General features: G+C 44.2%; 11 protein-coding genes. 2 read left to right on the top strand and 9 right to left on the bottom strand.

The window, feature by feature from the left end:
* Positions 1-36: 36 nt before the first annotated feature.
* Entirely contained in the window at positions 37-381 is a 345-nt protein-coding gene (locus VEZ01S_RS12645) for a DUF2799 domain-containing protein (protein WP_021714436.1), read from the bottom strand.
* 215 nt (positions 382-596) lie between these two features.
* Here VEZ01S_RS12645 and VEZ01S_RS12640 point away from each other — a divergent pair, with 215 nt between their 5' ends.
* Positions 597-2081: a carbon starvation CstA family protein gene (locus VEZ01S_RS12640; protein ID WP_021714435.1), complete on the top strand. Its 1485-nt coding sequence runs from the start codon at positions 597-599 to the stop codon at positions 2079-2081.
* A gap of 71 nt (positions 2082-2152) precedes the next feature.
* Here the strand turns inward: VEZ01S_RS12640 and ispH are convergent, their stop codons facing one another.
* The 7 genes from ispH to queA all read right to left on the bottom strand — a co-directional run bounded on the left by ispH (position 2153) and on the right by queA (position 9490).
* On the bottom strand, positions 2153-3103 hold the full coding sequence (gene ispH, locus VEZ01S_RS12635) for a 4-hydroxy-3-methylbut-2-enyl diphosphate reductase (protein WP_040890882.1): 951 nt from the start codon (positions 3101-3103) through the stop codon (positions 2153-2155).
* 133 nt (positions 3104-3236) lie between these two features.
* A complete protein-coding gene (fkpB, locus tag VEZ01S_RS12630; RefSeq protein ID WP_021714433.1) occupies positions 3237-3668 on the bottom strand; it encodes an FKBP-type peptidyl-prolyl cis-trans isomerase in 432 nt (143 codons plus the stop codon).
* A gap of 87 nt (positions 3669-3755) precedes the next feature.
* A complete protein-coding gene (secF, locus tag VEZ01S_RS12625) occupies positions 3756-4703 on the bottom strand; it encodes a protein translocase subunit SecF (protein ID WP_021714432.1) in 948 nt (315 codons plus the stop codon).
* 14 nt (positions 4704-4717) lie between these two features.
* Complete coding sequence (gene secD, locus VEZ01S_RS12620) at positions 4718-6571, bottom strand: protein translocase subunit SecD (protein WP_021714431.1); 1854 nt, start codon at positions 6569-6571, stop codon at positions 4718-4720.
* A gap of 22 nt (positions 6572-6593) precedes the next feature.
* Positions 6594-6929, bottom strand: coding sequence for a preprotein translocase subunit YajC (gene yajC / locus VEZ01S_RS12615; RefSeq protein WP_021714430.1), 336 nt, complete (start codon positions 6927-6929; stop codon positions 6594-6596).
* A gap of 146 nt (positions 6930-7075) precedes the next feature.
* Entirely contained in the window at positions 7076-8209 is a 1134-nt protein-coding gene (gene tgt, locus VEZ01S_RS12610; protein WP_021714429.1) for a tRNA guanosine(34) transglycosylase Tgt, read from the bottom strand.
* A 228-nt stretch (positions 8210-8437) separates the two neighbouring features.
* Complete coding sequence (gene queA, locus VEZ01S_RS12605) at positions 8438-9490, bottom strand: tRNA preQ1(34) S-adenosylmethionine ribosyltransferase-isomerase QueA (protein ID WP_021714428.1); 1053 nt, start codon at positions 9488-9490, stop codon at positions 8438-8440.
* A gap of 336 nt (positions 9491-9826) precedes the next feature.
* Between queA and VEZ01S_RS12600 the strand changes: the two genes are divergently transcribed.
* Positions 9827-10270, top strand: a complete 444-nt coding sequence (locus VEZ01S_RS12600; RefSeq protein ID WP_021714427.1) for a CBS domain-containing protein — start codon at positions 9827-9829, stop codon at positions 10268-10270.
* A gap of 65 nt (positions 10271-10335) precedes the next feature.
* Here VEZ01S_RS12600 and lysS read toward each other — a convergent pair whose 3' ends face one another.
* Positions 10336-11841, bottom strand: coding sequence for a lysine--tRNA ligase (gene lysS / locus VEZ01S_RS12595; protein WP_021714426.1), 1506 nt, complete (start codon positions 11839-11841; stop codon positions 10336-10338).
* Positions 11842-11844 lie beyond the last annotated feature (3 nt).

Genomic DNA, 11844 nt, shown 5'->3' with positions numbered 1-11844 from the left:
ATCTTGTAGTGACCCAGCTTTATTAACAAGCTTGGACTAATCTTGGTCATTCCACCCACGCTGCCATTCCATACGAAACTTCTGTGCTTGAGGCGTTCCTGCGCAAATCCCTTGGTAATACTGTCCAGATAAACCAATCTGATAGGCAAAATTAGGATTGCAGTACTCTTTTAATCCGAGTGTGTACCCTTCTTCATAGTCATTGACATTAGCTGCGCCCAGTTTATTGAGAGCAGCATACGAGCGTTGCGTTTTTCCTTTAATCGCATCTGAATACCCGACCCCCTTCCAATCCCCTTTTGCGACTAATGCTTCATCACTACTGGCACAGGCAAATAACAGTGGAATAATCGCCAGTAAAAACAGCTTTAATCCTTTCATTGTGACCTACTTAACATATTGTTTTTTATGAGCTTAGCACACCTAGATCACATTTTCGAAGACGCGCTAAAAGCAAAAACCATTCATCTGAGTATTTCACCACTTAACTCAGTATCCGACCACTGACTGACTCACCTAAGGCAGTGGTTTAAGGCTTTCAATACTATATCAATAGATATTTTAATGAATAAACCCTAATAAGAGAGAATACGGATATGATGTGGTTTCTTACCTGTGTAGCGGCACTCGTTGCTGGCTACTTTATCTACGGCTCCATAGTTGAAAAAATATTTGGCATTAATGCTGCGCGTCAAACCCCTGCCCTGACTAAGCAAGATGGGGTTGACTATGTACCTATGTCGACCAAAAAAGTGTACTTGGTTCAGCTTTTAAATATCGCGGGTGTCGGCCCTATATTTGGCCCAATCATGGGTGCTTTATACGGTCCTGCTGCGATGTTGTGGATTGTATTAGGCTGTGTTTTTGCGGGTGCCGTCCACGATTACTTCTCAGGCATGCTGTCTATTCGTAATGGCGGAGCCTCCGTGCCTACCTTGACCGGACGTTATCTAGGCAAGGGCGCTAAACACTTTATGAACATCTTTGCTATTGTGCTTTTACTTCTCGTTGGCGTGGTTTTCGTCTCTGCACCAGCAGGTATGATCACCAACCTAATCAATGATAAAACCAGCCTAACAGTAGGTATGGGGACAATGGTCAGCATTATCTTCATCTACTACATCATTGCGACTATTGTACCTGTCGATAAAATTATTGGTCGCTTCTACCCTTTGTTTGGCGCGCTATTGATCTTTATGTCTGTCGGCCTAATCAGTGCTGTTGCGATATCTAGTGATCACGCTATTTTAGGTAACTTTGAAGTCAGTGACATGTTTTCCAACATGAACCCGAACGATCTACCTTTATGGCCTGCGTTATTCATTACCATCGCTTGCGGTGCAATTTCTGGCTTCCACGCTACTCAGTCACCATTGATGGCCCGCTGTATTGAAAATGAAACCAATGGACGCTTTGTATTCTATGGTGCAATGATCGGTGAAGGCATTATCGCTCTGATTTGGTGTGCGTTGGCATTATCTTTCTTTGGCTCTGTGGATGCACTCTCTGACGTAGTTGCCAATGGTGGACCAGGTAAAGTGGTGTATGACTCATCATTTGGTCTATTAGGCGTCTTCGGTGGTGTGATTGCCTTTCTTGGGGTAGTCATTCTGCCTATCACTTCAGGTGATACGGCTTTCCGCTCTAGTCGTTTGATTCTGGCTGAATACTTCAACCTAGATCAACGCAACATGCGCAATCGCCTCATGATGGCTGTGCCACTCTTTATCGTTGGCGGCATCCTAACTCAAGTGGACTTCGGCGTTATCTGGCGCTACTTCGGTTTTGCGAACCAAACTACGGCAGTGATGATGTTATGGACAGCCTCTGCCTATTTGCTTCGTTATAATAAATTCCATTGGATCACAACTATCCCAGCGATGTTCATGACCACAGTATGTATTACTTTCATCTTAAACAACGCTACATTAGGCTTTGGCTTGGATATGCAAATATCTACGATTATTGGTGTTGTCACCATGCTAGGTATTACTCGAACCGTGATCAAAGTGTCGAAAGGCAAAGGTGAAAATGATTTATTGGACGAAGAAAAGCCTAAAGTCATTCCTAAAAATGCCTAATACCACCGTATAGAACCAATGAAAAACGGGCTCTCAATACATTGAGAGCCCGTTTATTTTATGAATTCAAATTAGAGATTTTTGACTTGCAGCTCTTTTGGTACTTCGAAGAACATGTTCTCTTCACGACCGGTAATTTCTGTCACTAGGTTGCAATCAGAGAGTGTTTTTATTTTTTCTAAGATGGTATTAACTAACTCTTCAGGCGCTGAAGCCCCCGCGGTCATACCAACCTTAGTTTTATTTTTAAACCACTGTGCATTCAGATCTTCGGGGCAATCCGTTAGATATGCTGGCGTACCTAGCTTCTCAGCTAATTCTTTTAAGCGGGTCGAGTTTGAAGAGTTTTTAGACCCTACCACAATCATGACATCCACTTCATTTGCCATCGTACGTACCGCATCTTGACGATTTTGCGTTGCGTAACAAATATCATCTTTACGTGGCCCTTGAATATGAGGAAACACCTGACGAAGACGATCAATCACATCCGCTGTCTCATCAACAGACAATGTCGTTTGGCTGACGTAATGAAGATTAGCCGAATCCTTAACAGCCCCCAGCAACGCATCAACATCGTCTGGCTTCTCAACCAAATACATTCCGCCTTGCTCGCTTGCGTATTGCCCCATGGTCCCTTCAACTTCAGGATGACCAGCATGACCAATCAGTACCACTTCAATATGCTTGCGACTGGCGCGAGCCACCTCCATATGTACTTTAGTCACTAGTGGGCAGGTAGCATCAAATACGGTTAATTCACGCAGCTTGGCTTCTTTACGTACTGCTTGCGATACGCCGTGCGCGGAAAAAATAACAATATTGTCATCAGGCACTTCACTCAGCTCTTCAACAAAAACGGCGCCGCGAGCTTTAAGCCCTTCAACGACAAAACGATTGTGCACCACTTCGTGTCGGACGTAGATAGGAGGCTGGTACATCTCTAGCGCTCGTTCAACGATGCTAATAGCTCGGTCAACACCGGCACAAAAACCACGAGGGTTGGCTAATAAAATTTCCATTGTCATATCTTTCATTGGTGAAGGCCTTGCTACTCAGTTAATGAGCAACCTCAAATCGCGCTCATTGTACCGACATTATTGAGGAAAGCTCAAGACAGTAATAACCCTAAATAGTGAGTGGTTATTGCCGCATTTAATCTATTGAAACGATTTCAACATCAAACGTGACATCACGTCCCGCTAACGGGTGATTGAAATCGACAGTGACAGAGTCTCCTGCAATCTCGGTAATAATACCGGGGATTTCCATGCCATCAGGGCCGTTGAATGCCATGATTGTGCCCACCTCAACTTGCGCTTCACCAACAAATTTAGCGCGATCCATATGATGAATATTGTCTGGATTAGGCAAACCAAAAGCATCAATAGCCTTAAGCTCGACACTGTTTTTATCCCCGGCTTTTAGTCCCAGTAAACAGGCTTCAAAGCTCTCACTCAAACTACCATCACCGATCACAAGCTTAGCCGGTTTGCCCATTTGATATGTGCTGTCTGCCACTGACCCATCTTCAAGCTTGATCGCAAAATGCATAGTGACTGCACTGTCTCTTGTAATTACTGACATTGTGTATCCTTACCGCTTTAGCCAAAAACAAAAACGGCCAACACATCGTTGGCCGTTTAAAAAGACTACTAGAAAATAGACAAAGGCTTAAGGCATTTCGTCAAATTCTGCGCCTTCCTTCTCAACTTTAGGTGGCATCAAGTGCTCACGAGATACGCCCAATTTCAGAGCTAAGTTAGATGCTACGTAGATAGATGAATATGTACCTACAGTGATACCCAATAGCAATGCGGTTGCGAAACCATGGATATTTGCACCACCCTTAGTAAATAGGGCGATAACCACAAACAAGGTCGTACCAGAGGTAATCAAGGTACGGCTTAATGTTTGAGTGATTGCACCATTGATGATCTCAACAGAGCCACCTTTACGTACTCGACGGAAATTCTCACGAATCCGGTCAAATACTACGATGGTATCGTTGAGTGAGTAACCCACTACCGTTAACAATGCTGCTACGATGGTTAAGTCAACTTCAATTTGCATGATAGAGAAGATGCCGATGGTAATGATAACATCGTGCGCCAGTGCCAATACCGCACCTGCTGCTAGACGCCATTCAAAACGCATAGAAACATACATCAAGATACAAATCAGAGAAACGATGATGGCCAAACCACCCGCTTCTGCAAGTTCATCACCCACGTTAGGTCCAACGAACTCCACACGACGCATTTCTACAGATTCACCAGTGCCTTCTTCCAATGCATGGATAATTTGAAGACCAAGTTGCTCACCTTGTAGACCTTCATGAGGACGCAGACGAACCATAACATCACGAGCAGAACCAAAGTTCTGTACCGTTGCATCGCCAAACCCTCTATCGCTCAATGAAGTACGAATTTCTTCTAGGTTGGCAGGGTTCTCAAAACCCACTTCAATCAGCGTACCGCCGGTAAAATCCAGACCCCAGTTCAACCAGTTAGTTGAAATGGTGTAGATTGAAGCTGCAATCATTAGTAATGAAAAAACAACCGCGCCTTTTGACCAGCGCATAAAGTCGATCGTTCCTTCACTTTTCAATATTTGAAACATGGAAATACCTTCAGTTAGATCGACAGTTTAGTCACACGTTTACCGCCATACAGCAGGTTAACCACACAACGTGTACCAATAATCGCAGTAAACATTGAGGTTAAAATACCGATCGACAGTGTTACAGCAAAGCCTTTAATCGCACCCGTACCGACAGCAAACAGAATGATCGCTGTTAATAGAGTAGTGATGTTAGCATCCGCAATCGTACTAAAGGCATTGGCGTAGCCTTGGTGAATCGCTTGTTGAGGACTGCGTCCTTCTCTTAGCTCTTCACGTATACGCTCAAAGATCAGAACGTTCGCATCAACAGCCATACCAACGGTCAATACAATACCCGCAATACCCGGCAGCGTCATTGTCGCCCCTGGGATCATCGACATAATACCAATGATCAATACAAGGTTAGCAATCAGCGCCATGTTGGCAATGAAACCAAATTTACGGTAGTAAACCAGTGTGAATAGCATTACTGCTACCAAGCCCCATAGACACGCTTGAACACCCATATCGATGTTCTGTTGACCCATTGATGGACCAATTGTACGTTCTTCTACAATCGAGATTGGCGCAATCAAGGCACCAGCACGAAGTAGCAAGGCTAAGTTATGAGCTTCAGCAGCAGAGTCGATGCCTGTAATACGGAAGCTACGACCTAGCGCAGACTGAATCGTCGCTTGGTTGATCACTTCTTCGTGTTTATCAAGAATCACTTTGCCTTCAGGAGTACGCTTACCACTGTCTTTGTACTCAGCAAATACTGTGGCCATCAACTTGCCAATGTTTTGGCGAGAGAAAGCGGCCATCTTGCTACCACCTTCGCTATCTAGCGAGATGTTAACTTGAGGACGACCGTATTCATCGGCACTAGAACTTGCATCTGTAATGCTTGAACCGCCAAGAATAACGCGTTTTTTCAGTACCGCTGGGCGACCATCACGGTCAAACTTCACTTCACTGCCCGCAGGAACACGACCGTTAGCTGCCGCTGATAAATCAGCCTGCATGTCAACTTCGCGGAACTCTAGAGTGGCTGTAGCACCTAGAATTTCTTTAGCACGAGCGGTGTCTTGAACACCTGGCAGTTCAACTACGATGCGGCTTGCACCTTGACGTTGAACTAAAGGTTCAGCAACACCCAGCTCGTTTACACGGTTACGCAAAATCGTGATGTTTTGCTCAACGGCGTAGTTACGAATTTCAGTAAGGCGAGCCTCTGTAAAGGTGGCACTTAGCACAAAACGACCATTGCTGTCTGAATCAGTAAACAACATATCTGGGTGTTTTGATTTTAATGTGCTTTCTGCTTGAGCCAGTTGCTCAGCATTACGCAATGTCACTTCAACAGAGTCTTTACCTGCATGAATAGCACGGTAACGAATTTTCTCTTCACGTAGCTCACTACGGAAGGCTTCTTCCTGCTGTGAGATAAGCTTGTTCATTGCCGAGTCCATATCCACTTCCATCAAGAAGTGAACACCGCCACGTAAATCAAGACCAAGCTTCATTGGCGCCGCGCCAATACTTTCTAACCAGCTAGGAGTTGAAGCCGCAAGGTTAAGAGCCACAATAGCATCTGGACCTAGAGCTTCAGAAATAACATCACGAGCACCAATTTGGGTATCCGTGTCATTAAAGCGAACTAGAATTGAGCCATTTTCTAACGAAACGGACTTATGAGATAGATTCTCTTTATCAAGAGCATTGGTGATAGTATCCATGGTTGCCATATCAACAGAAGCACCACGTGCTCCTGTGATTTGTATGGCTGGATCTTCACCGTAAAGATTCGGAAGGGCATACAGTGCCGCGACTAAAATGGCCATCACGACCATCAAGTACTTCCATAACGGATAACGGTTTAACACAGCGAGGATCCTCTAGCTGTTCTTAAAGAGATTTCAGCGTACCTTTAGGTAGCACTGCAGTAACAAAGTCTTTCTTGATAACAACTACATTGTTAGCATTTAGCTCGATAGAGATGAAATCGTTTTCTTCTGAAACAGAAGCGATTTTACCCACTAAACCACCGCTAGTTAGTACTTCGTCGCCTTTAGTCATCGAAGCAAGAAGGTTTTTATGCTCTTTTGCGCGCTTAGACTGTGGACGGTAAATCATGAAGTAGAAAATAACTGCGAACATACCAAGCATGATCAGCATTTCGAAACCACCGCCTTGAGCAGCACCTTCAGTCGCTGCGTGAGCTTGAGAAATAAATAAACTCATTAAAAATCCTCTTTAAAAATATTCGTTAATTTAAGTTATAACACTAAATGTGGCCTCACCGTCCCTTTTTCAAGGGTTGAACGATAAAGCCTCATGACTGGTCGTTATAATTTGTATTATTACATGACCAGTTTAATTATTTATTATTATGCGTCAGCTTTTAGCATCGGCGGCACGTCTCTATCACGACGAGCGTAAAACTCTTCTACGAAAGCATCGAATCTATCTTCGTCAATGGCTTTGCGAATGCTTTCCATTAGACGTTGATAATAACGAAGGTTATGAATGGTATTCAGACGAGCGCCCAAGATTTCATTACAACGATCTAGATGATGCAAATACGATTTAGAATAGTTGCGACAAGTGTAACAGTCACACTCAGGATCTAGAGGTGTTGTATCTATTTTATGTTTCGCGTTTCGGATCTTGATCACACCGCCAGTCACAAATAGGTGTCCATTGCGAGCATTTCGAGTGGGCATTACGCAATCGAACATATCAATACCACGGCGAACACCTTCTACTAGGTCTTCTGGTTTACCCACACCCATTAGATAACGCGGTTTATCTGTCGGTAATTGTGGGCAAGTATGCTCAAGAATGCGGTGCATATCTTCTTTAGGTTCACCGACTGCAAGACCGCCAACGGCGTAACCGTCAAAGTCAATTTTAGTCAGACCTTCCACAGATACATCACGCAAATCTTCGTAAACACCACCTTGCACAATACCAAACAGCGCATTAGGGTTTTCTAGTTTGTTGAAATGGTCACGAGAACGTTGCGCCCAACGCAGTGACATTTCCATCGATTTTTTCGCTTCGCTGTGAGTCGCAGGATACGGCGTGCATTCATCAAAAATCATGACGATGTCAGAACCTAGGTCTTTTTGGATCTCCATAGACTTTTCGGCATCCATAAAGATTTTGTCGCCATTCACTGGGTTGCGAAAATGCACACCTTTTTCAGTGATTTTACGTAAGTCGCCTAAGCTAAATACTTGAAAACCGCCTGAGTCAGTAAGAATAGGACCCTGCCAGTTCATAAAATCGTGTAAATCGCCATGTAATTTCATGACTTCTTGACCCGGTCTTAGCCACAAGTGAAAGGTATTACCTAACAGGATTTCTGCACCTGTTCCTTTTACTTCTTCAGGAGTCATGCCTTTAACAGTACCGTAAGTACCTACCGGCATAAATGCAGGGGTTTGAACCGAACCGCGTTCAAACTCCAATTGACCACGACGAGCTTTGCCGTCCGTTTTCTTAAGTTGAAATTTCACAAATTACTCCAATATGCCAGAGAAACAATCTGACGGTTAGTTTAGGACAACGAGTGTACTTTTACCTTGTCCCAAAAAAGAGCGGCCATTAGCGATTAAGCCTTACTCAATAAGTCTCTTAACCCTATCACCGCTCATAAAATGAATTGTATCGAACCGTTCACAGCAAACGAGAACGGTATCTAACTTTGCTTTTTTACTTGCCGGACTTTACCGACAAACCTTCGTTTATAACCCTAAACGAGTCACAAACATTGCATCGCCATAACTAAAGAAACGATAGTTGTGCTCAACCGCATGTTTGTAGGCTTGCATCACATTATCATATCCAGCGAACGCGCTAACCAACATGATCAAAGTTGATTCAGGTAAGTGGAAATTAGTTAGCAGGCAATCGATTAACTGAAATTGATAACCCGGATAGATAAAGATATCGGTATCGCCAAAGAAAGGCTTAAGTTCAGTGCCCTTTTTCACAGCGTCTTGCGCCGCACTTTCTAGTGAGCGAACAGAAGTGGTGCCCACAGCAATCACTCGACCACCTTGCGCTTTGGTTTCGTTGATGGCATCCACCACATCTTGAGTCACTTCAACATATTCAGCATGCATGTGATGTTCAAGAATGTTGTCAACACGGACGGGTTGGAATGTGCCTGCGCCAACATGCAAAGTAACGAACGCAAGTTTTGCGCCTTTAGCTTTAATTTTAGCTAAGATTTCATCATCAAAATGCAACCCAGCCGTAGGGGCTGCTACTGCGCCCGGCTTAGCGTTGTATACAGTTTGATAGCGCTCTTGATCAGAATCTTCATCAGGGCGATCAATGTAAGGCGGCAGTGGCATGTGGCCGACTTCTTCTAGGATCTGTAATACAGCTTTGTCTGAGGTAAAGCGAATCTCAAACAACGCATCGTGTCTTGCCACCATCACTGCTGAGTATTGATCTTTATCGCCAAGCAACAACTCAGTCCCCGGCTTAGGAGACTTAGAGGCGCGCACATGCGCTAAAACAGTGTGCTCATCGACCATTCGCTCAACCAACACTTCAATCTTGCCACCACTGGCTTTACGGCCAAAGACACGCGCAGGAATCACTCGGGTATTATTGAATACCAACAAGTCTCCTTCGTTAACAAGATCTAAAATATCAGTGAAGTGTTTATCCTGAACCTCACCGCTATTACCCGTCAGTTGCAGTAAACGGCTCGAAGTACGATCCGGCGTCGGATAACGTGCGATCAATTCATCGGGTAGGTCAAAATGAAAATCAGAAACTTGCATGGCGAATAACGATCCTAGGCTAAATATTTTGCAGGGCGCTAGTATAGATTGCCACCAGACAAGATCAAGGAAAGATAAAGAAGTCGTTGATTAAAGCCCTCTATTGCACGTAATTCATTATAGATAGCCCCGCACTACACAAAGGAGCTAGGTGCTAAAAAACAAAACGGAGCGACAACAACAAGAACCCAGCGAAGCTAGGTTGATTGCGGTTCACCTTTAAGAACGGAAAATAACAAATTTGCTCAAATGTTAGGAGTAAATCAAAGTAAAAATACGTCCTGATTACTATAGTTAAATGAGAGATATGACTACGTCACTCGCTAGGAGAGCATTATGATAAAAATTGTCGATCTTATGACTCGTAACCCCTATACGCTGTTGCGTTCCAATACCCTTGCTGACGCACAAAAGCTAATGACTGAACATGAAGTAAGGCACGTACCTGTTGTCGATGTGGATGACAAGCTACTTGGCCTTGTGACACACAGAGATATACTCGCCGCCCAAGATTCCAGCTTACAAGCCAGCCCTACCACAGACAACTACACCCTCACTACCCCACTCAATCAAGCGATGTCGAAAAACGTCATTACGGTCAGCCCGCATGCAGGGCTAAAAGAAAGCGCCTTAATGATTCAAAAACGCAAAGTAGGCTGTTTGCCAGTGGTGGAAAATGGAAAACTGGTAGGCATTATCACTGACAGTGACTTTGTGACGATTGCCATTAACTTACTGGAACTGCAAGAAGAAGTAGAACCTGTTGAAGTAGGCACATAAAAAAAGCCACATCAGTAATGATGTGGCTTCATCGTTGTTATGTTAACGCGCTACTGCAACAGTGGTTATTGTTGTGGGCGCATTGCAGGGAATAGAATCACGTCACGAATAGTGTGCGTGTTAGTAAATAGCATCGCTAGACGATCGATACCAATACCTTGGCCTGCTGTTGGTGGTAGACCATGCTCTAGTGCAGTAATGTAGTCTGCATCGTAGTACATTGCTTCATCATCACCTGCATCTTTTGCATCAACTTGCGCTTTAAAGCGCGCATCTTGGTCTTCTGCATCATTAAGCTCAGAGAAACCATTTGCCACTTCACGACCACCGATAAAGAACTCAAAACGGTCAGTAAAGAATGGGTTGCTGTCACTACGACGCGCCAGTGGAGAGATATCTGCTGGGTAACCCGTAATGAAAGTAGGTTGAATCAGTTGAGGCTCAGCCGTTTCACCAAAGATCTCTTCAAGAAGTTGACCACACGTCCAGAACGTTTCTACTTGAACGTGAACAGATTTTGCAATCGCCACCATCTTGTCACGGTCTTGAATGTCTTCTTCGGTCATTGCTTGAATTTCAGCATGATCTGGGTTGTATTGTTTAATCGCTTCAAACATGCTCATACGTGCATATTTGCCACCAAACTCAACCGTTTCATCGCCGTAAGGCATTGCTGTTGAACCAAGAACTTCAACCGCTACCGTGCTTAGCATCTCTTCAGTCAGATCCATTAGATCTTTGTAGTCAGAGTAAGCTTGGTAGAATTCCATCATAGTGAATTCTGGGTTGTGACGTGGAGAAAGACCTTCGTTACGGAAGTTACGGTTGATCTCAAATACACGGTCAAAGCCACCCACAACCAAACGCTTCAGGTAAAGCTCTGGTGCAACACGTAGGTACATGTCGATATCCAGTGCGTTGTGGTGAGTGATAAATGGACGTGCGGTTGCGCCGCCAGGAATCACGTGCATCATTGGCGTTTCGACTTCTAGGTAGCCTTTACCACTCATAAAGTTACGAATAGCAGACACTAGTTTAGAGCGAATAATAAACGCATGACGAGAATCTTCGTTTACGATCAAATCAACGTAACGTTGACGGTAACGCATCTCTTGGTCAGTTAGACCGTGGAATTTTTCTGGTAGTGGACGAAGTGCTTTAGTCAGCAATTCGTACTCTTCCATGTTCACGTAAAGATCGCCTTTACCTGATTTATGTAGCGCACCTTTAATACCGATAATGTCACCGATATCAAGACCTTGATATTGTGCTTTAAGCGCTTTTTGTACGTCTTTAGCAGCGTAACCTTGGATACGGCCAGAAGTTTCTTGGATCACTAAGAAAGGACCACGCTTTGCCATGATACGACCTGCAACAGCCACTACATGGTTCAGTTCTTCTAACTCTTCTTTGGTTTTCTCACCAAACTGTGCTTGAAGGTCACCAGCTAGACTGTCACGACGGAAGTCGTTAGGGTGACCGTTTGCCTTGCATTCCTTGCGGATCGAATCTAGTTTCGCACGGCGCTCTGCAATCAGTTTGTTTTCATCAATTTGAACTTGCTCAGTCATATT

Source organism: Vibrio ezurae NBRC 102218, from assembly GCF_000467185.1.
GTDB classification, from domain to species: Bacteria; Pseudomonadota; Gammaproteobacteria; order Enterobacterales; family Vibrionaceae; genus Vibrio; species Vibrio ezurae.
The sequence above is the reverse complement of the archived record's forward strand: the minus strand, read 5'-3'. Positions and strand labels throughout refer to the sequence as shown.